Here is a 24,552-nt window from a genome sequence, read left to right as displayed (position 1 = left end):
ATGCCGCCGTTACGGCAGGTTGTGCACGTGCGGCCCGACCGCGTTGGACCAGGCGTTGCCGGTCGCCGCGTCCCAGTTGGTGGACCAGGTCATGGCGCCGCGCAGGGACGGGTAGGTCTTGGCGGGCTTGAAGGAGCCGCAGCTTGTGCCCTTGGTGAGGCAGTCCAGCGCGCTGTTGACGACGCTGGGCGACACGTAGCCGCCGCCGGCGGCGCGGGTGGAGGCCGGGACGCCGAGGCCCACCTGGGACGGGTCGAGGCCGCCTTCCAACTGGATGCAGGCCAGGGCGGTGAGGAAGTCCACCGTGCCCTGCGAGTAGACCTTGCCGTCACAGCCGAGCATCGAACCGCTGTTGTAGTACTGCATGTTGACGACGGTGAGGATGTCCTTGATGTTCAGCGCGGTCTTGAAGTAGCCGCCCTGGGTGGACTGCATGTCGATGGTCTGCGGGGCCATGGTGATGACGAGCTTGCTGCCCGCCTTCTGGGACAGCGAGCGCAGGGCCTGCGACATGTAGGTGGGGTTGATGCCGTTTTCGAGGTCGATGTCGACGCCGTTGAAGCCGTACTCCTGCATCAGGGCGTAGGCACTGTTGGCGAAGTTGTTCGCCGAGGCGGCGTCGTTGACGGAGATGGTGCCCTTCTCACCGCCGACGGACAGGATGACGTTCTTGCCGGCCGCCTGCTTGGCCCTGATGTCGGCCTTGAACTGTTCGACCGTATAGCCGCCCAGGCCCGCCGAGTCGAGGTTGAAGGTGATCGCGCCGGGCGTGGTGGTGGCGTCGGCGAACGAGACCGCGATGATGTCGTAGTGGCCCGGCACATCGCTGATCTTCTGCACGGTCGCGCCGTTGTTGAAGTTCTGCCAGTAGCCGGTGACCGCGTGCTTCGGCACGGAGGGGCCGGGATTGCCGCCACCCGGGGACGTGGTGGCGGTGACCTCGGCGGACTTCGCGGACTCGCCCGCCGCGTTGGTCGCGGCGACCTGGAAGCGGTACGCGGTGGACGGGCTCAGGCCGGTCACGGTGGCCGACGTTCCGGTGACCGCCTGGACCTTGGCGCCGTCGCGGTAGACGTTGTACCCGGTGGCGTACTTGGCCGGGCTCCAGGACAGCGCTACGGAGGACGAGGTGACCGCCCCGGCGGCCAGGCCGGTGGGCGCGTCGGGAACCGGATCGCCCGGGTCGCCGTTACCGCCGCCGTCCGGTCCGAAGACGCTGATGTCGTCCGCGAAGTAGGCGGACTGCCCGTACCAGCCGTGGGTGTAGACGGTGACCGAGGTGGTGGAGGGGCCGGTGGTGAAGGTGGTCTTCAGCTGCTGCCAGGTGGTGGCACCGGGCGCCCAGGTGGACACGTCGGTGGTGCCGGTGCCGCTGGCCCCGAGGTAGACGTACGAGCCCTGGACGTACGCGCTCAGCGTGTACGTGGAGCCGGGCTTGACGGCCACCGTCTGCGAGCATCTGGCCTGGTCGGAGCCGGCCGGCGTGGCCTTCAGCGCCGAGGTGCCGCCGTGCACGGGGGAGGACACGGTGGACCCGGCGCCCGCCGAACACGTCCACCCGGACAGCCCGGACTCGAACCCGGGGTTCTTGGCGTTGTTGACGTCGGCGGCGGCACCGGCGGCGGCGTGGGGGGCCGCCGAGGCGCCGGCCGCGGTGCCGGTGACGGCGAGGGCGGCAGCGGCCAGCCCGGTGAAGGCGGTGGTGAGCCACCGTCTGTGGCGGGAGCGGGGGGTGCGGGACACGAGGGGGTGCGGCATGGCTGTCTCCAAGTCCGGGGCCCGGAAGGGCCGTCCGCCCGGCCCGGAGGCGGGGCAGGCGTTGCGCACAAAATGGTCCAGACCAATGCGGTTGTCAAGACTTTGTGAAATGTTCCGTCGGCGTCGGTGGCACCGTCCCGATGTCACGAACCGTTCTCCGGGAGGATGCGCGCCGCCCGCGTGCCCTCCTGAGGGAGGGGAGGCGGCGCACGGCGTACATCCTTCTCCCTAGGGAACAGGTGGTCACCGTGGACGATGAACCGACGCCCGGCGGGCCCGATGGTGGAGAGGTGCGACAACATCAACCACCGTCGAAGACAGCAGGGTTACGGGGGAGCGCGGCCATGGGTGAAGTGAAGCGCCGGAGCCTGCTCGCGGGAGCGGCGGCGCTGGGGGGAACGGCCGCGGCCCTGGCGGCGCCGGGCATCGCGGCCGCGGCGGGCTCGTCGGACGCGGCCTCCGCAGCCGCGGTCCGCCCGCCCGGCACCGGCTCCGGCACCGGCCCCGGCCTGGTCACCCTCGGCCCCGACGACCCGCGCTACGCCTCCCTGACCCGGCGCGGCTCCAACGGCCGCTTCGTGGGCAAACCCGACCGCGTACACGTCGTGAGCACCACCGAGCAGGTCGTCGCCGCGGTGCAGCAGGCCGTACGGGACGGCAAGCGCATCGCCGTACGCAGCGGCGGCCACTGCTTCGAGAATTTCGTCGACGACCCTTCCGTCCGCGCCCTGATCGACACCTCGCCCATGCGCGCGGTCCATTACGACGCCGCCCGGCGGGCGTTCGCCGTCGAGCCCGGCGCGCTGCTCGGCGAGGTCTACCGCGCGCTGTTCCTCGGCTGGGGCGTGTCCATCCCGGCCGGCGCGACCGCCGAGGTCGGCGTCGGCGGCCACGTCCTCGGCGGCGGGTACGGCACCCTCTCGCGGCGGTACGGGCTGTCCGTGGATCACCTGTACGCCGTCGAGGTCGTCGTCGTGGACCGCGACGGCAGGGCCCGCGCCGTGGTGGCCACCCGCGACCCCAAGGACCCCAACCACGACCTGTGGTGGGCGCACACCGGCGGCGGAGGCGGCAACTTCGGCATCGTCACCCGCTACTGGTTCCGCGACCCGCGGGCCCGGGGCGACAATCCCGCCCAGCTCCTGCCCAAGGCCCCGGCGTCCGTCCTCAGCTTCTCCGCGACCTGGAACTGGAAGGACGTCGACGAGCGCGCCTTCACCCGCCTGGTGCGCAACCACGGCACCTGGCATGAGCACAACAGCGCCCCGGACTCGCCCTCCACGGACATGTTCAGCGTGCTGATGCTCAACAGCCGCCACACCGGCACCCTCTCCCTGGTGGGACACCTGGACGCCACGCTGCCGGACGCGGAGCGGCGGATGCGCGCCTACGTGGATGCCGTCGGCAGCGGGACAGGCGCCGAGCCGGCCGTCCAGCACGCGGTCAGGCCCTGGCTGGCGGCGGTCGCCCTCGTACAGGAAACCGAGCCGGCCCCGTACAAGGTCAAGTGCGGCTACCTGCGCAAGGGGTACACGGAGCGGCAGCTCACCGCGCTCCACCGGCACCTGGCGGGCCCGGTCTCGGAGAACATCTCCGGGGCGCTGTGGCTGGTCTCGTACGGCGGGAAGGTCAACACCGTCGCACCGGACGCGACCGCCGTCGCCCAGCGGGACTCGATCCTCAAGGCGGTCTACATGACCAGCTGGGAGGGCGCGGAGGCGGCCGGGGCGAAGCCGCTGGCCTGGCTCCGCGCCTTCTACCGCGACGTGTACGCGGACACCGGCGGCGTCCCCGTGCCGGGCCCGGTCAGCGACGGCTCCTTCATCAACTACCCGGACCGGGACCTGGCCGACCCGGAGCTGAACACCTCCGGCGTCCCGTGGCACACGCTCTACTACAAGGACAACTACCCGCGGCTCCAGCGGATCAAGGCCCGCTGGGACCCGCGCGACGAGTTCCGGCACGCGTTGTCGGTGCGGCTGCCCGGGTGACGTGACCCGGGCCCGGAGCGGGCGCCGGGTCGGTGGTCCCGCTCCACTCGGGGCGATGAAGCCCCGAGTGGAGCCACCGCCCGCTCCTGCACGCCACGGCTCCGGCGGCGCACCCGGCGTGCGGACGGTGCGGCCCGTGCTTATGGTTGAGCTGTCGTTCCTCGCAGTAACTTGACCTGCGGTGATCCGTTTTCCCGCTGCCGGGTCCACCCGGGACCGAGCGCACCGCCATCGGCAGCGCGCTTCCCTGCCCGCGGCCGGCCCGGCCCCGCTCGGCACCCTCGTCTTGTGGCCGTTGCGCCGCTAGGAGTCAGCCGCCATGCGATCCTCATGCGCACCTGACGCCGCATGCCCGGACCGGCCCTCCGGCGGGCCCAGCGGGTGTCAGGGAACGACGGCGGTCCGGGGCCGCCTCGTGTGGTTCCGCGACGACCCGTTCCTGACGTCCAGCGACGAGGCGCTGGTGTACGTGGACGACGGGCTGCTGGTCTGCCACGACGGGAAGATCGTCGCCGCCGGGGACCACGGCCGTCTCGTTCGCGACCTCCCGCCGGGCGTGACCGTCGAGTCCTACCGCGACAAGCTGATCCTCCCGGGACTCGTCGGCTCCCACGCGCACTACGTCCAGGTGCGGATCATCGCCGAATACGGCGAGGAACTGCTCGACTGGCTCCGGGACTACGTCTACCCGGAGGAGCGGCGGTTCGCCGACGCCTCCTACGCCCGGCCGATCGCCGCCCTGTTCTGCGACGAGCTGCTGCGCAACGGCACGACGACGGCCATGGTCCACTGCGCCACCTCTCCGCAGTCGGTCGACGCGCTCTTCGAGGAGAGCGTGGGCCGCGGGATGCGGCTCGTGGCCGGGAAGGTCCTGATGGACCGCAAAGCCCCGTCCGACGTGCTGGACTCCTCCCCCGAGCAGGCCTACGAGGAGTCCAGGAAACTGATCGAACGGTGGCACGGGGTCGGCCGCAGCGTCTACGCGGTCACTCCGCGTTTCGCCTACACCTGTTCGTCCGAGATGCTGCGGGTCGCGGGCGCGTTGTGGCGCGAGCATCCCGGCACCCTCCTCCAGACCCACTTGGCGGAGAACCGCTGGGAGGTCGCCAAGGTGGCCGAGCTGTTCCCGCCCCCTCGGTACCGCGACTACGTCGACGTCTACGAGAAACACGGGTTGCTCGGCCCCGGCGCGGTCTTCGCCCACGCCGTCCACCTCCGCAAACGGGAGTGGGAGCGCCTGCACCACACCGGCAGCGGCGTGTCGCACTGCCCGACCTCGAACCTGTTCCTGGGCTCCGGCCTCTTCCGCATGAAAAGAGCCGCCAGACGGAGCCGGCGGGTCCCCGTCGGACTCGGCTCCGACGTCGCCGGGGGCACCAGCCTGTCCCTGCTCCAGACCGCGAGCGAGGCATACAAGGTCGGCGCGCTGCGCGGCTACCCGATGGACGGGGTCAAGCTCTTCTACCTCGCGACCGTGGGCTCGGCGACGGCGATGCGCCTGGACCACCTGGTCGGATCGCTGGAACCGGGCCACGAGGCCGACTTCGTCGTGCTGGACCCCGCCGCGACCCCGCAGCTGGACGCCCGCACCGCCGACGTCGACTCCGTCAACGACCTGCTGTTCTCCCTCGCGGTCATGGGCGACGACCGGGCCGTCCTGGCCACGTACCTCGCCGGACGGCTCGCACACCGGCGGGACGCCTGCCCCGGACCCCTGCCCGTTCGCCCGACCGACACACGAGGAGACCGATCATGACCACCAAGGCCGCCAAACTGCGGTACACCTCCTACGACAACAACCCCAAGGGCTGGACGCCGACCTCCGAGGTCCCCGGCGCCGAGTCGAGTTTCGCGCCCGCCGTCGAGGCGTACAAAGACCTGCTGTACTGCTTCCACCAGGACATGGCGGGCAGCTCCAGCACCCTGTGGTGGACCCACACCGCCGCAGACCCCGTCAAATGGCGGGACGACGAACCCGTCCACGACGCCGACGGCCGTACGGTGCCTTGCGCCGGCGCCCCCGCGGTGACGCATGCCAACGACTTCCTGTACTGCGTCAACCACCGGAGCAGCAAGGACGCCAGCCTGTGGTGGTCGCGCTACAACACGGAGGGCGAGGAAGCCGGATGGCGCAACTGGCAGGCGCTGGAGGACAGCGAACACAGCATCGTCCGCTCGTCGCTCCCACCCGAACTCACCGTCTACGACGGCCTCGTGTACTGCGTGCACGACGACGAGAACGGCCGGCTCAAGTGGATCACCTACGACACCCACGCCGGAACCTGGGGAGAGGACCGCCCGATCCCCGGCGGCATCCCCGTCAAGCGGGCACTCGCCGTCGAACGGTACAAGGGCCTGCTGTACTGCCTGCACGACGGCGCGGACGACTGCCTGTACTGGATCACGTATGACAGCAAGACGGGGGAATGGAGCCAGGACCAGCGCGTCAAGGACGTCCACGACAGGCCCGTCAAGGACGCCCGGACGCCCGGCCTCTCCCGGTACAACGACGGCCTCTACTGCGTCTACCACCGGGGCCCGGACTCCGGCCGGGGAAAACTCCACTGGATCAAGTTCCTCGACGGACGCTGGAGCACGGAACAGCCCGGCCCCTCCACCCAATCGGCCCCGGGCCTCGACACCGCGCCCTACTCCGGCCTCCTTCACCTGGTGTACCGGGGCTGAGACCGCACGGCCCGCACATCGGCCGGGCCCGGCCGGCCCGGCCGGACGGGTGGCCGGCGGATGCGCGGGCGGTCAGTTTCCGCCGGGCGGGATGATGAAACCCCGGGTGGGGCCGCCACCGTCAGCGCGCCGGGCGGGCCCCGGATCAGCTTCGGCTTCAGGCCCGGCTTCGGCTTCGGCTTTCCTGAACTGGACGACGACGGCCACCAACACATCAGGGGTGATGTCCTTCCGCCTCCCGAGATCCGGGCTGTCGTAGACCCGCCATGCCCCTGCCGCGCGCTCCGGATCCTCCGGCGCGACAATTCCAGCGACACCCAGCCGCCTCAGCACGGCCTCCACGTGCCGGGCTTCTTCCGCCTCCATACGCTCACCTTCTCTGCCGGGGTGCGGCAGCTCAGCTGCCCTGACCGCCGCCATGTGTCGCGCACTCTCCGGGGTTGATGGGACCGCAGCCGCCTGGCCTCGGGGTGTGCGAACAGTTCGCCGCGACCGGAACGGGGACTCAGTGGGGCGTCGGAAGCGGTGGAATGCCCGCTTGCCCCTCGTTCAGTTCCAGGCGGCGTACGAGCGCCACGTCCTCGTAGGTCCGGGCGAACGCCGGGTGGCCCGTCCGGCCCGTGTGCGTCATCATCGCCAGGTCGGCGGCCTTCAGGTCGGCGGTCGCCGCCAGCGTCCACCCGCATCCGCCGCTCAGGCAGTGCGCCGTAAGGGTGATTTCGCTCTGCGGGTGGGTGCCGATGGTGTGGCGTACGGCGCGGATCACGCTGCGGGCGCTCACGGGCGACCCGCCGGGGCGTCGACCGGCAGCCGTGTCACGCGCGGCTCGTGCGGGTGGTTGCGGATCTCCAGGGAGCAGTCCACGGCCGCCGACCGGTTCGTGTAGCCGTCCGCCGTGCCGTTTCCCGTCCGGTACGCCTGCCGCCATGCCGCGGCGTGCGCACACACCGCGCAGCCTTCGACCGGGGCCGGCTTCAGTGACGGGGCCCGCAGCGGGAGCTCGACCGGCGGTTCCGGACAGCTGCGGTGCGCCGGGAGGCAGGGGCGGCTCATGGCCGGCTCCCTACCGGGCGCGTCCAGGTGCGGGCCCGGGCGCGTTCTTCGTCAGTGGGTTCACGCAACTGGTCGCGCCCGACCTCCCACTCCGCACCGCCACCCGGCGGAACGAGGTACGCGGTCCCTTCGAGGAGTCTGCGTACCTCACCGATTCGGCGCCTGGTCGTGTCCACCGCGTACGTGCCCGTGGTGAGAGCCCAGTCATAGGCCATGGTTCATCGCCGTCCCCTCGCGTGGTCCGATGACTCAACGCTAGGAACGGCGACTCTCTGTTGTCTGTGGCACTTCGGAGACCCGCTTGGAGGAAGTGCCACAAGGGCTAGAGCGGCAGGCCCACCACGTCGGCCATGGCCCGCATGTCCGCCGTCAACGTCCGGCGCCCTTGGGCCACTCGGCCGAGGATGTCCCGGGCGTACCGCTGGTTCGGCAGCCACTCCGGACTGTCGGCCCGGATCTGCTCCAGCTTGCTGAACGCCTCGGCGTAGTCGCCGGTCTTCGCGTACGCGTCGGCCACGTCCAGCAGGTGGCGGTTGCGGTTGTTCGACGTGGGCTTGAGGCTGAAGACGGGCACGCGTTCGGCGATGCGGAGCACCATGTCGGGCCGGTCGATCACACTGGCGTTCTCCGCGGCCTTGAGCTTGACCGTGGTCGGCCCGAACGTGCGGAGGAAGTCGTTGTTCGGCGCGTGCTCACGCCCCAGCGCGACCGCTGCCGCCGTGGCCAGCTTCAGCGCGTCCTCCGCGTCGCCGGGCCGTGAGTTCCGTACGGCAGCAGCGGACACGCGCAGCAGCATCCAGCCCCATGTGCTCAGCTCCGCCGGGGTCGCGCGGGACATCCGGGGCTCGGTTTCGTCGGCCCACTTGACGGCCAGGTCGTAAGCCTTCGCCAGCTCGCCCTGCCGCAGCAGCAGCCAGCACAGCGTGTTGACGGTGGCAGCCCCCTCCATGCGATTCGCCGAGTCGTCCAGGGCTCGCTCCAGGGCCGTCTCGGCGACGTTGAACTGCCGGGTCTGGACCATGAGCCAGCCGGCGAGCTGCAGGAGCCGCACCCGTACCGCCCGGCCCTCCGTGCCCAGCGCGTCGGCATCCCGCAGCAAGGGCGGCAGCAGTACCGACAGCGCCGTGTACTGGTCGCCGGAGAACAGCGGAGCTGTGTCAGCCAAGGCGGCGCGTACTCCGCTGACGGTCGGCGGTTCGTCGTCCGGCCCGAGTACGGCGGGGGGACGCTCCAGCGCCTCCCGGACGGCTGACCACCGGTCCACTGTGTCCGCGCCGGCGCCCTCCGGTTCGGGTGCGCCGGCCAGACGCATCGTCGGCACCCTCAGCGCGTGCGCGAGCTTGCGCAGAGTCTCCAGGCGGGCGGTTTCCCGCTCTCCTTGTTCGAGTTTCCGGATGGCCGAGAGCGAGACTCCCGACGCGTCCGCCAGTTCACGCTGTGACAGCCCGCGACGCTTGCGGACTTCTTTGACCCTCTGCCCCGCAGTGCTCATGTTCCGAGCGTACGGCTCGGGCCCCGCCCCGGGTACGCGAAAGGACCCGGCTCCCCCCGCCTCGCTCATCCACAACCGGAACCGGAACCATCCGTTCTCGAAAACGTCACCCCGACACCTGTCGCCCGCCACCCCGCTCCACTACCGTCCCGCTCGCACCAGCCAATGGGCTGCATGTGAACCATTGCCCGACCGTGGGCAGTCGACTGGGAGGTCGAGCGTGGCATCCGAGGTATCTCGCAGACGGGTCATGGGACTTGGCGCGGCGACGGCCGGTGCGGCGGCCGCCGCTTCCCTGCTGCCGCCGTCGCTCCAGCAGGCGCTGGCCGCCGGGCCGGCCGCCGCCGAGCGCGGGCACGGGCACGGGCACGGCCGGGGTGGGCTCGGTGCCATCAAGCACGTCGTGGTGCTGATGCAGGAGAATCGTTCCTTCGACCATTATTTCGGGATGCTGCGTGGCGTACGCGGCTACGCCGACCGCAACGCCGTCCAGCTGCCCGGCGGCAACCGGAGCGTCTTCGAGCAGCCGGGCGTGGCCGGTGCCGGGACCGTGCTGCCGTTCTCCGTACGCGAGGCCGCGGCGGCCCAGAAGAAGGACCTCCAGTACATCGGGGCGCTCAACCACGAGTGGGGCGGCGGCGCCAAGGCCTGGCGTGACGGGTGGATGGACAACTGGGTCACCGCGAAGACGGCCGCCACCATGGCCCACTACGACCGCCAGGACGTACCGCTGCACTACGAGCTCGCCGACACGTTCACCGTCTGCGACGCGTACCACTCCTCGATCCACTCCTCCACCAGCCCCAACCGCAACCACCTGGTCAGCGGCTGGACCGGCTTTGAGCCGGGCTCCGGCAAGCGCGCGGTGGGCAACGACGCGTACGCGGAGGACACCCACACCGGTTACACCTGGCCCACGTACGCAGAGCGCCTGGAGAAGGCCGGGCGCAGCTGGCGCGTCTACCAGGAGTGGGACAACTTCACCGACAACAACCTGGAGTTCTACGCCACCTTCAAGGCCGTCATGAAGAAGGCGCTGGCCAAGGTGGGCGGCGGCGTGCAGAACATGACCGCGTTCTACGGGAAGATCGCGGCGGCGGGTGAGGCGGAGCGCAAGCGCTTGCAGGGGCTGCTGGAGGAGGGGGTGCGGGCGCTGAGTGCGGCGGATCGCAGTCTCTTCGAGCGCGCGCTGCGCCGCGGCGAGCCGGACTCCACGGCCACCGCCTTCGCCGCCGATGTCGCCGCGGGCAAGCTGCCAGAGGTGTCCTACATCGTCCCCTCCGCGGCGGACTCGGAGCACCCCGGCTCGTCCTCGCCGGTCGCCAGCGCCACCATCGTCTACAAGGTGCTGGACGCCCTCGGGAAGAACCCGGACGTGTGGCGGCACACCGCGCTGTTCCTGACGTACGACGAGAATGACGGCTTTTTCGACCACGTACCGCCGCCGGTGCCGCCGGCCGGTACGGAGGGCGAGTTCTGGGACGGCAAGCCGACCGGGCTCGGGATGCGCGTACCGATGCTGGTGATCTCGCCGTGGTCGGTGGGCGGTTACGCCTGCTCGCAGGTCTTCGACCACACCTCGATCGTCCGCTTCCTGGAGCGCTGGACGGGCGTGCGGGAGCCCAACATCAGCGCCTGGCGGCGTACCGTCTGCGGCGACCTGACCGCCGCTTTCGACTTCTCGCGCGGGCGCCGGCAGCCCGCCGTGGAGCGGCCCGGCGTGATCCCGCCGTTCAGCGGGCGCTGGTCGCCGCGCCCGCCGCGCGAGCAGCAGCTGCCGCGCCAGGAACCGGGCACCCGGCCCGCGCGCCCGCTGCCGTACCAGCCCGACGCGGACGGCGCGTACGACGCGCGGGCGGGGCGCTTCCGGCTCGCGGTGCGCAACGGGGGCCGGGAGAGCGCGCACTTCGCGCTGTACCCGTACGCGGGGGAGTACGCCACGCCGCAGCACCGTGACGTGCTGGGCCGGGCCGACTGGGAGGTGCCCGTCAAGGACGGCGCGTACCGCTTCACCCTCACGGGTCCCAACGGGTTCCGGCGCGAGCACGCGGGCACGGCCGCCGGCGCGGCCGCCGCGGTGCGGATCGGCACCCGCCTGGACGTGCACCGGCGGGAGCTGCACCTCACGCTCGTCAACAAGGGGCGCACCGACCTCACTTTCTCTCTGAAGCCGCTGGCGTACGGCGATGCCAAGGTGCGCGAGATCAAGGTCCGGGCCGGCAGCACCCGTACCGTCGCGCACTCCGCGGCACCGGCGCACGGCTGGTACGACCTGGACCTGTCCGTCGCACAGGACGCGTCCTTCCGCCGCCGCTTCATGGGGCACATCGAGAACGGGAAGGAGTCGGTCACCGGCTGACCGGAGACGGGCGGAACCGGCCGTCCGCGGTCACCGGCCGGGTTCCGCTTCCCGTTCCCGTTGTGGGGAAGTCCACAAAAGGGTCAATGGATCTTTTCCTGCTGTCACTCTGCAAGAGGTACGGGCCCGCCGCCCCTTCGTCGGCAGGCGGTGGTCCCGTGCTTCCCCCTCCATTACGCGTTCGGCACCACGGGTACACCCCGGGAGACATCGGCGCCTGACCCGGGAAGCAGACGAAGAGCTTGATGACCGCACTGACCCGGTGGTGCCTGCGGCGCCGCATCGTCGTGATCGTGCTCTGGCTCGCCGCCTTCGCGGGAGCCACCGCGGCCGCCGGAGCCGCCGGCTCCGCCTACTCCGACCACTACGACGTCCCCGGCACGGAATCGGGGCGGGCCGGAGCCCTGCTGGAGCGGGCCTTCCCGGACCGTTCCGGGGACCGCGACACGATCGTGTGGCACACGGAGTCCGGCACCGTACGCGCGGGCGCCGTCCAGAAGGATCTCCAGCAGACCCTCGACAAGATCGCGAGGCTGCCCGGCGTCGCGTCCGTGCACGGCCCGTACGGGCCGCAGGGTGCCGGGCAGATCAGCCAGGACGGGCACACCGCCTACGCGGACCTCGCCTTCGACGCGCCCGCCGAGGACCTGGACAAGGCCCAGGTCCAGCGCGTGGTGGACACCGCCAGGGCCGCATCGGCCGACGGACTCCAGGTGGAGCTGGGCGGCGCCGGCATCGCCGTCACCGAGGCTTCGGGCGCCCAGCTCGCCGAACTGATCGGACTCGGCGCCGCCGCCGTCGTCCTCTTCCTCGCCTTCGGCTCGCTGGCCGCCACGCTCCTGCCGCTCGTCACGGCGGTGGTGAGCGTCGGCACCGCCGCCGCGGGCATCACCCTGCTCGGCCACGCCATGACGGTGGCCGACTTCGCCCCGATGCTGGGCATGCTCATCGGCCTCGGTGTCGGCATCGACTACGCGCTTTTCATCGTGACCCGGCACCGCAGAGGGCTGAAATCCGGCCTCACCGTCGCGGAGGCCGCCGAGCGCGCGGTCAGCGTGTCGGGGCGCGCGGTGGTCTTCGCCGGGGCCACCGTCTGCATCGCCCTGCTCGGGATGCTCGTCCTGCGGCTGGGCTTCCTCAACGGCGTCGCCATCGCCGCCTCGCTGACCGTCGTCCTCACCGTCGTCGCTTCCGTCACCCTGCTCCCGGCCCTGCTCGGCGCCATCGGACCGCGGGCGCTGAGCCGGCGCGAACGGCGGCAGCTGGCCGCCGACGGGCCCAGCCCCGAGCCGCCGGCCGGCTTCGCGGCGTGGTGGTCCGGCTTCGTCGAGCGCCACCCCAAACTGCTGGGCGCGGCCGCGGCCGTCGTCATGTTGATCCTCGCGCTGCCCACCCTGTCCCTGCACCTGGGCACCTCCGACCAGGGCAACAACCCCGCCACGAGCACCACCCGGCAGGCGTACGACCTGCTCGGCGAGGGCTTCGGGGCGGGCTCCAACGGGCCGTTGACCCTGGTCGGCGACCTCGACGGGGCCAAGGACCGGCTCGCCTTCGACCGGCTGCCGGACGAGCTGCGCGGGACACCGGGCGTGGCGCGGGTCCAGGGGCCGGAGTTCGACGGCAGCGGCAGCACGGGCGTGATCACGGTCGTACCGGACGGCTCCCCGCAGTCCCGGCAGACCTCCGACCTGGTGGAACGGCTGCGCGCCGACGTCCTGCCGAAAGCCGGGGAGGGCACCAGCATGAAGGTCCACGTCGGCGGGGTGACGGCGAGCTACGACGACTTCGCCTCCGTCATCGTCGGCAAGCTGCCGCTGTTCGTCGGCGTCGTCATCGGTCTGGGCTGCGTCCTGCTGCTGCTCGCGTTCCGCAGCATCGGCATACCGCTGAAGGCCGCCGCGATGAACATCGCGGCCGTCGCCTCCTCCTTCGGAATCGTGGTCGCGATCTTCCAGTGGGGGTGGGGGAGCGAACTGCTCGGGCTGGGCAGCGCGGGCCCGATCGAGCCCTTCCTGCCCGTGATCATGGTCTCGGTGCTCTTCGGGCTGTCCATGGACTACCAGGTCTTCCTGGTCAGCCGGATGTACGAGGAATGGCGGCTGACCGGCGACAACCGCCGCGCGGTCCGCGTCGGGCTCGCCGAGACCGGCCGGGTCATCAACTCGGCCGCCGTCATCATGATCGCGGTGTTCGCGGCGTTCGTGCTCAGCGGTGACCGCATCATCGCGATGTTCGGCATCGGTCTGGCCGCCGCCGTCGCGCTGGACGCCTTCGTGCTGCGCACCCTGCTCGTCCCCGCCCTGATGCATCTGCTCGGTGGCGCGAACTGGTGGCTGCCGGGGTGGCTGGAGCGGCGGCTGCCGCGGATCAGCATCGAGCCGCCGGGGGAGGCGGGGGCGGGCGCCGACCCGGTTGCGGGCTCGGGCGCGAAGGGTGTGCCGCCGGTTCCGGTTGCGGTTCCGCTTGCTGTTCCGGGGGCGCGGCGGGGCGGCGAGGGGCTGGTACGGAAGTAGTGGCCGGGCGCGTCGGCGCCGTACGTCCCGCAGTCCGCCGCAGCCCGTCTCCGTACGCCTCGTACCCCGCCCCTCCGTACGCTCCGTGCGGCTCTCGCGTCCGCCGTCACGGCCGGTTTCCCCCGCGCCCCGGGAATTCTCATACGTCTCTCAGATCCGGCACCTACGGTCGCGCCCATGGACACCACCAAGACCGAAGAGCGCACCGCCGACACGAAGGCCGACGAGGCCAACGCGGCCACCGGGACGACGGAGGCCGACGGGGCGTCCGAGGCCGCCGAGGCGGACGGGAAGAAGCCGTCCGGTGCCGCGGCCGACGCGGGCACCGACGAGCAGCACGGGGCAGACGGGGCAGACGGGGCAGACGGGGCGGTCGGAGAGGAGACCGCGGACGCCGACGTGACGCCCGCCGCCACCGCGACCGCTTCGGTGGCGTCCGGCGCCGGCTCCGTCGTCGCCGCGGGACTGGGTCTCGCCTCGCTCACCGGCACCTGGGTCGGCACGGTGCTGGCCGAGCGCCAGACGCTGCTCGGCCAGATCAAGCTGCAGACCGGCAAGGCCACCGACCAGATCGGCACCGTCTACGGCGCCCCCTGGCACACCCACGCCCTCGTCAACGCGATCTTCGCGCTGCTCGCCGTCGTCGTCGCGGGCCTGGTCCTCCTGCGGCCCCGTCCGACCTGGGTACGGGCCGTGGCCTGGGGCGGACTCGCCCTCGGCGTCCTGGGGCTCATCGTCTCCGCGGGCATGTACTTCGACCTCTTCGCCAGCCTGCCCTCACTGCCCAAGGCGGGCGCCGGAACGCCTGGTTCCTGAGGGGCCGTACACGAGGCGGGTGTGCCGGAAACGCGTGTCCGGCCCGCCCGCCCTCAGGTGTGCCGCGACGGCTCCTGCTCCGGCAGGCGGACGGTGACCTTGCCCGAGGACAGGTCTATCGGTCCCTTGCCCGGATCACTGTCGCCGGTGTCGGTGACCACCAGGGTCAGCCGGCGCCGTTCCTCGTCGGTGTGCTTGCGCCCCGGCGCGAACAGCTCCTCCACCAGGTTGAACATCCTGCCCCCTGACGACGCGGACGGGTCCGTACGGCTCCGTACGACGAGTGTAGGCACCATCGAAGCGGAACGGGCGGTTCTGGCCGTACCTGTGCGGGCCTGTACGCGTTCCTCCCGTCAGCTCACGTCCAGCCGCAGGATCCGGTCGTCGCCCTGCTTCGGCTCCCCGCGCCCGTCGGTGTTGCTGGTGACCAGCCACAGCCCGCCGTCCTGGGCCGCCACGACCGTACGCAGCCGCCCGTACTCGCCCTGGAGGAACGCCTGCGGCGGCGCCGACGCCTGCCGCCCGGCGAGCGGGATCCGCCACAGCCGTTCGCCGCGCAGCCCCGCCATCCAGACCGAGCCCTCGGCGATCGCGATGCCGCTCGGTGAGGCGTCCGCCGTCTTCCACTGCGCCACCGGGTCCACGAACCGGGCGTCGCCCCGGCCCTTGCCCTCGACCTCGGGCCAGCCGTAGTTCTTGCCCGGCTCGATCAGGTTCAGCTCGTCCCAGGTGTTCTGCCCGAATTCCGCGGCCCACAGCCGCCCCTCGGCGTCCCAGGCCAGGCCCTGCACATTGCGGTGGCCGTACGTGTACACCACCGAGCCGGCGTCCGGGTTGCCGTGCACCGGCTCGCCGTCCGGTGTCATGCGCAGGATCTTGCCGCCCAGCGACGTCCGGTCCTGGGCGAGGCCGGTGTCGCCGGTCTCGCCGGTGCCCGCGTACAGCATCTTGTCCGGGCCGAACGCGATCCGGCCGCCGTTGTGGATCTGGCCCTTGGGGATGCCCTTCAGGACCGTGTCAGGGGCGCCCAGTTGACTGCCGGGCTGCTTCTTCGCGTCGTAGTTCAGCCGGACGATGCGGTTGTCGGACTCGGTGGTGAAGTACGCGTACACCTGGGGGGACCGGCCGAACGACGGTGCCACCGCGATCCCCAGCAGCCCGCCCTCGCCGCCCGGCGCGACCCCCGGCACCGTACCCAGCTCGGTCCTGCGGCCGCCGTCCGCCGCCACCCGGAAGATCTTCCCGGTGTCCCGCGAGGACACCAGCAGGTCACCTCCGGGCAGCGCGGCCACTCCCCAGGGTGAGGCGAGACCGGTGGTCAGGGTGCTGACGACCTTCACCGTCCCCTTGGCGGGCGGCGCGGAGGCGGACGGGGAGGCCGGGGTGCCGCCCGGGGACGAAGCGCCGGTCGGGGCGGCGGACGAAGCCGCGTGGGAGCCGGCCGGGCCGGGGGCGCCCCCGGAGGAGCACCCCGCCGCCAGCAGCAGCGAGGCAGCGGCCAACACGGAGGTCACGGAGCGTCGTTGCACGGCGAAGTCCTCTCGTCGACGGAACCCGCCTTACGACATCACACCGCACCCCTCAAGTCAGGCCCCCACTCCGGCCCGGCTGCCCCGGGCTCCCGCTTCGGCCCGGCTGCCCCGGGCTCCCGCTTCGGCCCGGTCGCCTCGGGGCTCCCACTCCGGCCCGATCACCCCCGGGCCTCCGCCCCGGGCCTCGACTCCGGCCCGGCCGCCCCGGACCCGTACCCGGCGTCGCAGGCCCGGCGTCGCAGGCCCGGCGTCGCAGCCCCGGCCTCGCCACCCGGGCCCCGCCGTACCCCGCAGCACCCTGCTCCCCCGCTAGTCCCACGACCCCCGCGCCGGCGGCAGTGCCGCGATCTCCGCGAGGTCCCGGCGGTCCAGTGTCAGCCCGGCCGCCGCCGCGTTCTCGGCGGCCCAGCGTTCCTTCTTGGTCCCCGGTACGGGCACGACGTGCGGCCCCTGCGCCAGTACCCATGCCAGCGCCACCTGCCCCGGCGTGGCCCCGTGCCGCGCGCCCACCCGGCGCAGCCCGGCCACCACCGGCTGGTTGGCGGCCATCATCTCGGCCGTGAAGCGCGGGTGCCGGGCCCGTATGTCCTCCGGTTCGAAGCCCTGCCCAGGGGTCAGCGTGCCGGTGAGGAAACCGTTCCCCAGCGGCATGGCCGCGAGGAACCCGACGCCGCGCGTGACGCACCACGGCAGCAGCGTCTCCAGCGCCTCCTTGGACCACACCGACAGCTCGGCCTGCACGCTGCTGACCGGGAACACCTGCTGGATGCGTTCCAGCTGTCGCAGCGTCCCGTCGTACAGCCGCGTGCCCCGGCGGCGCCCGGCGCGCGCGCCCACCGCGCAGAGCCCCAGCGACCGCACCTTCCCGGCGGCCACCAGGCCCGCCATCGCGCCCCAGGTCTCCTCGATCGGTACCTCGGGGTCGGTGCGGTGCAGTTGATACAGGTCGATGCAGTCGGTCTGCAGGCGGCGCAGCGAGGCGTCGCACGCCCGTCTCACGTAGCCGGGCCGGCCGTTGGCGACGATGTGCTGCTCGCCCACCAGCAGCCCGACCTTGGTCGACACGAAGGCATCCGCGCGGCGCTCCTTCAGGGCCCGGCCGACCAGCAGTTCATTGGTGAACGGCCCGTACATGTCAGCGGTGTCGAGGAGGGTGCAGCCCTGGTCGAGCGCGGTGTGCACGGTGCGCAGCGAGCTCTCGCCGTTGCGCTGCGACTCGGTGTACCCCCAGCTCATCGGCATACAGCCGAGTCCGATTGCACCCACTTCGAGCGCTGTGGCCCCGATTGTCCTGCGCTCCACGTGGTCGTGCCTCCATCCCCTCGCCCCCGGTCAAGGGCCTGACCAAACTAACGTCTGACCCCGGAGGGCATCGCATAGCCTCTGGCCATGGCACCAGCAGACCCGCGCACCCCCGCGAACGACGTATGGCTCCCGATCCCCGCCGACGAGATCGGCGGACTCCCGGACGGATTCGACTACGTCCATTGGGACGCCGGGCCGGAGTTCCCCGCCGACCCCGCCCGCTGCGCCTTCTACGTGGTCCCGTACATGAAGGATCCGCAGGTGTGCATACGCCCGCTGACGGAGATGACGGGGCTGCGCGCCGTGCAGTCCCTGACCGCCGGGGTCGAGCACCTGCTGCCCGCCCTGCACCAGCTGCCTCCCGGGGCCCGGCTGTGCAACGCCCGCGGCCTGCACGACGCCAGTACGGCCGAGCTGGCGCTCACCCTGACGCTCGCCTCGCTGCGCGGCATACCGGACTTCGTCCGGGGCCAGGACGAGGGGCGGTGGCTCGCCGGGTTCCGGCCCGCCCTCGCCGACAAGACGGTGGTCATCGTGGGGTACGGATCGATCGGCAGTGCGATCGAGGACCGGCTCACGCCCTTCGAGTGTGCGCGGGTGGCGCGCATTGCGCGCACCGCACGTGAGACCGTGCGCGGGCCCGTGCTTCCGCTCGCCGAACTGCCCGCCGTGCTGCCCGCGGCGGACGTCGTGATCATCACCACGCCGCTCACCGACGCCACCCGCGGCCTGGTCGGGAGCGACTTCCTGGCGCGCATGAAGGACGGCGCGCTGCTGGTGAACGTGGCGCGCGGCGCCGTCGTCAACACGGAGGCGCTTCTCACCGAACTCGAATCGGGGCGATTGCGGGCGGCGCTGGACGTCACCGACCCGGAACCGCTGCCCGCGGGGCACCCGTTGTGGCACGCTCCCGGCGTGCTCGTCACTCCCCATGTCGGAGGCCCCAGCTCTGCCTTCCTGCCCCGCGCCAAGCGCCTCGTCAGGGACCAGCTGACACGTTTCGCCTCCGGTGATCCCCTGAGCAACGTCGTGGCTACGGCCGGGTGAAACCTTCCCGGACCCCTTGCGGGTAGCTCTACGGGGCCGTACGACTGCACTGGGTATCCGCATCCCACTGACAGTCACGCTGCGTAGAGAGGCTATGTCCCTGAGTGACGATCCTGGTGTATCGTCCGAGCGGGGGCCGCGCCGGGCAGTGATGCGGCGCAGCGCGAAAGACCGGAACCGAGGGGGGCGACGGGCGATGTACGGCCGATGGACGACGCACGGGACAGGCACTCCGCAATCCCCCGGGGGGACACCTCCGGGTCCATGGGCGCGCCGGGCGCCGTGCGCGCACCGGTCACGACGATGTCGCGCGGTGGGCGGGAGGAGAGGGCGGTGAGCGCCACGGGCGCGGTCCTCACCCGGCCGCCGGTGCAGGCCGGCGGCGCACCGGGCGTGGTGCCGCAGGTCGTGCTCGCGGTCGTCTGCGGCGGTTACGCGGTGGGCGCCGCCCTGGGCTGGGGATCGCCGGAACTCGCGCTCTTCATGGGCGACTTCGGCCTCAGCGTGGCCGCCTTCGCGGCGGCCGTCTCCTGCTTCCTGTACTCCCGCAGGCACCACGGCCGGTTTCGACCCGCCTGGCTGCTGTTCGCCGCCTCCTCCGCGATGGCGGGGATCGGCAACGGCGTCTGGGGCTGGTACGAGGTCGTGCTGCGTGAGCCGGTGCCGAGCCCGTCGCTCGCCGACTTCTGCTTCCTGCTGTTCGCGCCACCGGCCATCGTCGGCCTGCTCGTGCTCGCCAAGAGGCCCGTGACCAAGGCCGGCTGGGTGTGCCTGGGGCTGGACGCCTGGCTGATCGGCGGCTCGCTGCTGACGCTCTCCTGGAGCCTGGCGCTCGCGCACACCGCGCACTTCCAGGGCCAGAGCGTGCCGCAGGGCGCGCTCGCGCTGGCGTATCCGCTGCTGGACATCGTGCTGGTGAGCATGGTGCTGGCCCTGCACTTCAAGCGCTCCTCGGCGCACCGCTCGGCCATCAACACCGCCATCGCGGCGCTGGCCCTGACGGTGCTGTGCGACGCGCTGTTCAGCTCGCCGCTGCTGCGCGAGCACTACCGCTCCGGGCAGATCCTGGACGCCGGCTGGTTCGCCGGCTCGATGCTGCTCACGTACGCGCCCTGGGTGGCCCGGCGGCTGCCCGGCGGCGACACCGCGGCCGCCGCTCCCGAGCGCGCCGCGCCCCGTACCCCGCCGGCCACCGGCACCTCCGCGGCCACCGCGGCGGCCACCCGGCCCATCGCCGGTTCGCTGGCCGCGCTCACCCCGTACCTGGCCGCCGCCGTCTGCACGCTGGGCATCCTGTACAACGTCCTGGACGGCCGCCGCATCGACCGTGTGGTGCTCTTCACCGGCTGCACGGTCGTCCTCGCCCTGGTCGTCCGCCAGGGCATCATGCTGCTCGACAACATCACCCTCACGCAGGAACTGGCCCAGAAGGAGAACCACTTCCGGTCGCTGGTGCAGGGCTCCAGCGACGTCATCATGATCGCCGCGCCGACCGGGATACTGCGCTACGTCAGCCCCGCCGCCGCGGGGGTCTACGGCCGGGACGCGGAGGAACTGGTCGGCTCCGAGCTGGCCTCCCTGATCCATCCCGAGGATCTGGGGCGGGTGGTGCACGAGGTGCGCAGATTCCTCGCCGCCCGGCCCGAGGACGAGCCGACCACCCGTATCGAGTGCCGCTTCCGCGCGGGCGAACACCGCGCGGGCGGCGAGAAGTGGCTCAACGTCGAGTCCACGGTCAACCGCCACCACGGCGGCCTCATCTTCAACTCCCGCGACGTCACCGAACGCGTCCGCCTCCAGGCCCAGTTGCAGCACAACGCCTCGCACGACGCGCTCACCGACCTGCCCAACCGGGCGCTGTTCACCGAACGGGTCAGCCAGGCACTGACCGGCCGCCGCGCCACCGATCCGGGCACCGCCGTGCTCTACATCGACCTGGACGGCTTCAAGCAGGTGAACGACACCATCGGGCACCAGGCGGGGGACGAGCTGCTGATCCAGGCCGCCCGCAGACTGGCCGAATCCGTGCGGGCCGGGGACACCGCCGCGCGGCTGGGCGGCGACGAGTTCGCCGCGCTGATCATGGGCGACGGCTCCCGCGACCACGCGGCGCGCGAGCACCGCATCCTGGAGGTCGCCGACCGGCTGCGCATCCGGCTCTCCGACCCGTACAAGATCGACGGCCGGGACGTACGGGTCGCCGCCAGCATCGGTGTCGCCTTCGCCGAGCCGGGCATCACCCCCGGCCCCTGATGCGCAACGCCGACCTCGCGATGTACCGCGCCAAACAGGCCGGCAAGGGCTGCGTCAAGCTGTACGCACCCCAGATGCAGGCCGACGTGGTGCGCCGCGCCGAGCTGGCCACCAAGCTGCGCACCGCCCTGCACGACGGCGAGTTCGCGCTGCTGCACCAGCCCGTGGTGGAGCTGGCCGGCGGCCGGATCACGGCGGTCGCCGCCCTGGCCCGCTGGCGCTCCGCCCAGGGCATACTCTTCACCCCCGCCGAGTTCCTGCGGGTCGGCGACCGCGGCCGGCTCAAGGAGGACGGCGACCGCACCGCCGAGCTGGGCCGCTGGCAGCTGGAGGAGGCGGTGCAGCAGGCCGCCGGCCGGCACCGGGCGGGCCATCCGGTCCCGGTGGCCGTCCGGATCTCCGCGCACCGGCTGCTCGACCGGGCCCTGCCACCCAAGAGCATCGAGGCCCTGCTGTCCCGGCACGGCCTGCCGTCCGGCTCGCTGGTACTGGAGCTGGCCGACACCGATCCGCGGATACCGCTGGAGGAGCTGGAGCGCCGCCTGGTCGCCCTGCGCCGCCTGGGGGTGCGCATCGCCCTGGACGGCTTCGGCAGCGGCGCGGCCGCCATCGGAGCACTGCGGCGGCTGCCCGTCGACGTGCTGCGGCTGGACCGCGATCTGGTCGACGGTGTGGTGGACTCCGCCCGGCTGCACAAGATCACCTCGGGGCTGCTGCGGATCGCCTCCGACCTCGGCATGCAGTCCGTCGCCGACGGCGTCGACCTGCCCGAGCAGATCGTCGCGCTGCGCGCCATGGGCTGTACGCACGGCCAGGGCATGGCCTTCTCCGGGCCGCTGGACGAGCACCGGCTGCGCCACGCGCTCACCCAGGGCGGCTACGCGGTACCGGGCCCGGGCAGCGAGGGCCGGGAGGTGGTGCTCAGCGGTACGGGCCTGCCGGTACGCCACGTCAAGAAGGGGCGCGAACCGGTGTCACCCGGACGGGTGCCGGGCGAACTGCCCAGGCGATTCGGGCCGGGTGACGGCCGGGACGGGGCGGAGACGGCGCTGGCCAGCCCGCCGCTGCGCCCAAATAGTGAGACCTCCGTCCCACCCACTTGACACTCCCCTGGCACCAGGGGGAGGGTCAGTTCCATGCGCACCCGAATTCTCGTACTTGGAAAGCGCGTCGGCTGAAGCTGGGTCACTGAGAAAACCCAGCGCTCCGCACCGGCGCGCTCCCCTCGCTTGCCTCCTGGCACGAGGGGTTTTTTGTTGCATAACTACTCCCATACCCCATCAAAACCCTCAGCTTCGAGAAGAGACGCAGATGACCGAGCAGGCCACCGGGGCCCACCATCCGCAGCCGCGGGCCCGTAACTCCGGCGGAGCACCCGCGACCGCCGTGGAGCACGTCACGGGCGCGCAGTCCCTCATTCGTTCGCTCGAAGAGGTCGGGGCCGACACCGTGTTCGGCATCCCGGGGGGCGCCATCCTCCCCGCGTACGACCCGATGATGGACTCCTCGAAGGTCCGCCACGTCCTGGTCCGCCACGAGCAGGGCGCGGGCCACGCCGCCACCGGCTACGCGCAGGTCACCGGCAAGGTCGGCGTCTGCATGGCCACCTCGGGCCCCGGCGCCACCAACCTCGTCACCCCGATCGCCGACGCCCACATGGACTCCGTCCCGATGGTCGCGATCACCGGCCAGGTCGCCTCCAAGGCGATCGGCACCGACGCCTTCCAGGAGGCGGACATCTGCGGCATCACGATGCCGATCACCAAGCACAACTTCCTGGTCACCGACGCGGCCGAGATCCCCCGCACCATCGCCGAGGCGTTCCACATCGCCTCCACCGGCCGTCCCGGCCCGGTCCTGGTGGACATCGCCAAGGACGCCCTCCAGGCACCGACCACCTTCTCCTGGCCGCCGCACACCGACCTGCCCGGCTACCGCCCGGTCACCAAGCCGCACGCCAAGCAGATCCGCGAGGCCGCCAAGCTGATCACCGAGGCCCGCCGGCCGGTCCTGTACGTCGGCGGCGGCGTGATGAAGTCCGGCGCCACCGCCGAACTGAAGGTGCTCGCCGAACTGACCGGCGCGCCCGTCACCACCACCCTGATGGCCCTCGGCTCCTTCCCCGACACCCACCCGCAGCACGTCGGCATGCCCGGGATGCACGGTGCGGTCGCCGCCGTCACCGCCCTGCAGAAGTCCGACCTGATCGTCGCCCTCGGCGCCCGCTTCGACGACCGGGTCACCGGCAAGCTGGACTCCTTCGCCCCGTTCGCCAAGGTCGTGCACGCCGACATCGACCCGGCCGAGATCGGCAAGAACCGCGCGGCCGACGTGCCGATCGTCGGCGACGCCCGCGAGGTCATCGCCGACCTGATCGTGGCCCTCCAGGCCGAGCACGCGGCGGGCCGCACCGGCGACTACACCGCCTGGTGGAAGGACCTCGACCGCTGGCGCGAGACCTACCCGCTGGGCTACGACCACCCGGACAACGGCAGCCTGGCCCCGCAGCAGGTCATACAGCGCCTGGGCGAGCTGGCCCCCGAGGGCACCATCTACGCGGCGGGTGTCGGTCAGCATCAGATGTGGGCCGCCCACTTCATCGACTACGACACGCCGTCCACCTGGCTGAACTCCGGCGGCGCCGGGACGATGGGCTACGCCGTGCCGGCCGCCATGGGCGCCAAGGCCGGGCGGCCGGACCGTACGGTCTGGGCGATCGACGGCGACGGCTGCTTCCAGATGACCAACCAGGAGCTGGTCACCTGCGCGCTGAACAACATCCCGATCAAGGTCGCCATCATCAACAACGGTGCCCTGGGCATGGTCCGCCAGTGGCAGACGCTGTTCTACAACCAGCGCTACTCGAACACCGTCCTGCACAGCGGCCCCGAGGACTGCGCCGCCACGGCGGAGGTGGCCGGCGCCGGCACCCGGGTCCCGGACTTCGTCAAGCTGGCCGAGGCGATGGGCTGCGTCGCGATGCGCTGCGAGGACCCGGCCGAGCTGGACGCGGTGATCGCCAAGGCGAACGCCGTCAACGACCGCCCGGTGGTGGTGGACTTCATCGTCCACGAGGACGCCCAGGTCTGGCCGATGGTCGCGGCCGGCACCTCCAACGACGAGGTCATGGCGGCCCGCGGGGTCCGCCCCGACTTCGGCGACACCGAAGACGACTGAGACGCCGGGACGCGAGACACGCGGATAGAAGAGAGAAGACCGACCATGTCCAAGCACACGCTCTCCGTCCTGGTGGAGAACACCCCCGGCATCCTGGCCCGGATCGCCGCGCTGTTCTCCCGCCGCGGATTCAACATCGACTCGCTCGCCGTGGGCGTCACCGAGCACCCCGACATCTCCCGCATCACCATCGTCGTGAGCGTCGAGTCGCTCCCGCTGGAGCAGGTCACCAAGCAGCTCAACAAGCTCGTCAACGTGCTAAAGATCGTCGAGCTGGAGCCCGGCGCCGCGGTCCAGCGGGAACTGGTGCTGGCCAAGGTGCGCGCCGACAACGAGACCCGCTCGCAGATCGTGGAGATCGTCCAGCTCTTCCGCGCCAAGACCGTCGACGTCTCCCCGGACGCGGTGACCATCGAGGCGACCGGCAGCAGCGACAAGCTCGAAGCGATGCTCAAGATGCTGGAGCCGTTCGGCATCAAGGAATTGGTGCAGTCCGGCACCATCGCCATAGGGCGCGGCGCCCGCTCCATCACGGACCGCTCGCTGCGGGCCCTGGACCGCTCCGCCTGAG

The 24,552-nt window shown here is 71.8% G+C and carries 17 protein-coding genes and 1 pseudogene; 10 read left to right on the top strand and 8 right to left on the bottom strand.

Annotation, left to right across the window (positions count from 1 at the left end; translation table 11 throughout):
* Positions 1-9: 9 nt before the first annotated feature.
* The gene (locus OEIGOIKO_RS12505) at positions 10-1,758 is read right to left on the bottom strand and encodes a chitinase (protein WP_125054101.1); all 1,749 of its coding nucleotides are present in this window, start codon (positions 1,756-1,758) and stop codon (positions 10-12) included.
* Between the two features lie 344 nt (positions 1,759-2,102).
* Between OEIGOIKO_RS12505 and OEIGOIKO_RS12500 the strand changes: the two genes are divergently transcribed.
* The 3 genes from OEIGOIKO_RS12500 to OEIGOIKO_RS12490 all read left to right on the top strand — a co-directional run bounded on the left by OEIGOIKO_RS12500 (position 2,103) and on the right by OEIGOIKO_RS12490 (position 6,434).
* Positions 2,103-3,749: an FAD-binding protein gene (locus OEIGOIKO_RS12500; RefSeq protein ID WP_125054100.1), complete on the top strand. Its 1,647-nt coding sequence runs from the start codon at positions 2,103-2,105 to the stop codon at positions 3,747-3,749.
* 319 nt (positions 3,750-4,068) lie between these two features.
* A complete protein-coding gene (guaD, locus tag OEIGOIKO_RS12495; protein WP_125054099.1) occupies positions 4,069-5,505 on the top strand; it encodes a guanine deaminase in 1,437 nt (478 codons plus the stop codon).
* On the top strand, positions 5,502-6,434 hold the full coding sequence (locus OEIGOIKO_RS12490) for a hypothetical protein (RefSeq protein ID WP_125054098.1): 933 nt from the start codon (positions 5,502-5,504) through the stop codon (positions 6,432-6,434). Before guaD ends, OEIGOIKO_RS12490 begins: the two co-directional genes overlap by 4 nt.
* Before the next feature lie 72 nt (positions 6,435-6,506).
* On the opposite strand, the gene OEIGOIKO_RS12485 is transcribed toward OEIGOIKO_RS12490, so the two are convergent.
* The 4 genes from OEIGOIKO_RS12485 to OEIGOIKO_RS12470 form a co-directional block, all read right to left on the bottom strand.
* Positions 6,507-6,800: a hypothetical protein gene (locus OEIGOIKO_RS12485; RefSeq protein ID WP_125054097.1), complete on the bottom strand. Its 294-nt coding sequence runs from the start codon at positions 6,798-6,800 to the stop codon at positions 6,507-6,509.
* Between the two features lie 139 nt (positions 6,801-6,939).
* On the bottom strand, positions 6,940-7,215 hold the full coding sequence (locus OEIGOIKO_RS12480; RefSeq protein ID WP_125054096.1) for a DUF7848 domain-containing protein: 276 nt from the start codon (positions 7,213-7,215) through the stop codon (positions 6,940-6,942).
* Positions 7,212-7,487, bottom strand: coding sequence for a hypothetical protein (locus OEIGOIKO_RS12475; protein ID WP_246177320.1), 276 nt, complete (start codon positions 7,485-7,487; stop codon positions 7,212-7,214). The genes OEIGOIKO_RS12480 and OEIGOIKO_RS12475 overlap by 4 nt, the downstream gene beginning before the upstream one ends.
* Positions 7,488-7,809: 322 nt before the next feature.
* Positions 7,810-8,979, bottom strand: coding sequence for a helix-turn-helix domain-containing protein (locus OEIGOIKO_RS12470; protein WP_125054095.1), 1,170 nt, complete (start codon positions 8,977-8,979; stop codon positions 7,810-7,812).
* A gap of 220 nt (positions 8,980-9,199) precedes the next feature.
* Here OEIGOIKO_RS12470 and OEIGOIKO_RS12465 point away from each other — a divergent pair, with 220 nt between their 5' ends.
* The 3 genes from OEIGOIKO_RS12465 (at position 9,200) to OEIGOIKO_RS12455 (ending at position 14,667) form a co-directional block, all read left to right on the top strand.
* Complete coding sequence (locus tag OEIGOIKO_RS12465) at positions 9,200-11,338, top strand: phosphocholine-specific phospholipase C (RefSeq protein WP_125054094.1); 2,139 nt, start codon at positions 9,200-9,202, stop codon at positions 11,336-11,338.
* A 245-nt stretch (positions 11,339-11,583) separates the two neighbouring features.
* Complete coding sequence (locus tag OEIGOIKO_RS12460; protein WP_125054093.1) at positions 11,584-13,851, top strand: MMPL family transporter; 2,268 nt, start codon at positions 11,584-11,586, stop codon at positions 13,849-13,851.
* 177 nt (positions 13,852-14,028) lie between these two features.
* Positions 14,029-14,667 carry a hypothetical protein gene (locus OEIGOIKO_RS12455; protein ID WP_125054092.1) on the top strand — a complete coding sequence of 213 codons (639 nt, stop codon included), beginning with the start codon at positions 14,029-14,031 and terminating at the stop codon, positions 14,665-14,667.
* A 53-nt stretch (positions 14,668-14,720) separates the two neighbouring features.
* Here the strand turns inward: OEIGOIKO_RS12455 and OEIGOIKO_RS12450 are convergent, their stop codons facing one another.
* From OEIGOIKO_RS12450 to OEIGOIKO_RS12440, 3 genes are all read right to left on the bottom strand, one after another.
* Positions 14,721-14,903 (bottom strand): DUF6191 domain-containing protein, encoded by a 183-nt coding sequence (locus tag OEIGOIKO_RS12450; RefSeq protein WP_125054091.1) that lies wholly within the window; start codon positions 14,901-14,903, stop codon positions 14,721-14,723.
* Between the two features lie 117 nt (positions 14,904-15,020).
* Positions 15,021-16,196: a PQQ-dependent sugar dehydrogenase gene (locus OEIGOIKO_RS12445; protein ID WP_125054090.1), complete on the bottom strand. Its 1,176-nt coding sequence runs from the start codon at positions 16,194-16,196 to the stop codon at positions 15,021-15,023.
* A 312-nt stretch (positions 16,197-16,508) separates the two neighbouring features.
* Entirely contained in the window at positions 16,509-17,501 is a 993-nt protein-coding gene (locus tag OEIGOIKO_RS12440) for an aldo/keto reductase (protein ID WP_125054089.1), read from the bottom strand.
* Between the two features lie 87 nt (positions 17,502-17,588).
* On the opposite strand from OEIGOIKO_RS12440, the gene OEIGOIKO_RS12435 reads away from it, so the two are divergent.
* From OEIGOIKO_RS12435 to ilvN, 4 genes and pseudogenes are all read left to right on the top strand, one after another.
* Positions 17,589-18,551 carry a 2-hydroxyacid dehydrogenase gene (locus OEIGOIKO_RS12435; RefSeq protein ID WP_125054088.1) on the top strand — a complete coding sequence of 321 codons (963 nt, stop codon included), beginning with the start codon at positions 17,589-17,591 and terminating at the stop codon, positions 18,549-18,551.
* Positions 18,552-18,884: 333 nt separating this feature from the next.
* Positions 18,885-21,907: pseudogene (locus OEIGOIKO_RS12430) on the top strand (putative bifunctional diguanylate cyclase/phosphodiesterase).
* Between the two features lie 208 nt (positions 21,908-22,115).
* Positions 22,116-23,981, top strand: coding sequence for an acetolactate synthase large subunit (locus tag OEIGOIKO_RS12425; RefSeq protein ID WP_125054087.1), 1,866 nt, complete (start codon positions 22,116-22,118; stop codon positions 23,979-23,981).
* 45 nt (positions 23,982-24,026) lie between these two features.
* The gene (gene ilvN / locus OEIGOIKO_RS12420; protein WP_030018315.1) at positions 24,027-24,551 is read left to right on the top strand and encodes an acetolactate synthase small subunit; all 525 of its coding nucleotides are present in this window, start codon (positions 24,027-24,029) and stop codon (positions 24,549-24,551) included.
* Position 24,552 lies beyond the last annotated feature (1 nt).

Source organism: Streptomyces paromomycinus (assembly GCF_003865155.1).
GTDB lineage: Bacteria > Actinomycetota > Actinomycetes > Streptomycetales > Streptomycetaceae > Streptomyces > Streptomyces chrestomyceticus.
This window is presented reverse-complemented; position numbering and strand designations above follow the sequence as displayed.

Excerpts from the sequence above, each read along its gene's own strand:
- OEIGOIKO_RS12505 (WP_125054101.1), bottom strand. The coding sequence starts at position 1,758 with ATGCCGCACCCCCTCGTGTCCCGCACCCCCCGCTCCCGCCACAGACGG.
- OEIGOIKO_RS12500 (WP_125054100.1), top strand. The coding sequence starts at position 2,103 with ATGGGTGAAGTGAAGCGCCGGAGCCTGCTCGCGGGAGCGGCGGCGCTG.
- guaD (WP_125054099.1), top strand. The coding sequence starts at position 4,069 with ATGCGATCCTCATGCGCACCTGACGCCGCATGCCCGGACCGGCCCTCC.
- OEIGOIKO_RS12490 (WP_125054098.1), top strand. The coding sequence starts at position 5,502 with ATGACCACCAAGGCCGCCAAACTGCGGTACACCTCCTACGACAACAAC.
- OEIGOIKO_RS12485 (WP_125054097.1), bottom strand. The coding sequence starts at position 6,800 with ATGGAGGCGGAAGAAGCCCGGCACGTGGAGGCCGTGCTGAGGCGGCTG.
- OEIGOIKO_RS12475 (WP_246177320.1), bottom strand. The coding sequence starts at position 7,487 with ATGAGCCGCCCCTGCCTCCCGGCGCACCGCAGCTGTCCGGAACCGCCG.
- OEIGOIKO_RS12470 (WP_125054095.1), bottom strand. The coding sequence starts at position 8,979 with ATGAGCACTGCGGGGCAGAGGGTCAAAGAAGTCCGCAAGCGTCGCGGG.
- OEIGOIKO_RS12460 (WP_125054093.1), top strand. The coding sequence starts at position 11,584 with ATGACCGCACTGACCCGGTGGTGCCTGCGGCGCCGCATCGTCGTGATC.
- OEIGOIKO_RS12455 (WP_125054092.1), top strand. The coding sequence starts at position 14,029 with ATGGACACCACCAAGACCGAAGAGCGCACCGCCGACACGAAGGCCGAC.
- OEIGOIKO_RS12450 (WP_125054091.1), bottom strand. The coding sequence starts at position 14,903 with ATGTTCAACCTGGTGGAGGAGCTGTTCGCGCCGGGGCGCAAGCACACC.
- OEIGOIKO_RS12435 (WP_125054088.1), top strand. The coding sequence starts at position 17,589 with ATGGCACCAGCAGACCCGCGCACCCCCGCGAACGACGTATGGCTCCCG.
- OEIGOIKO_RS12425 (WP_125054087.1), top strand. The coding sequence starts at position 22,116 with ATGACCGAGCAGGCCACCGGGGCCCACCATCCGCAGCCGCGGGCCCGT.
- ilvN (WP_030018315.1), top strand. The coding sequence starts at position 24,027 with ATGTCCAAGCACACGCTCTCCGTCCTGGTGGAGAACACCCCCGGCATC.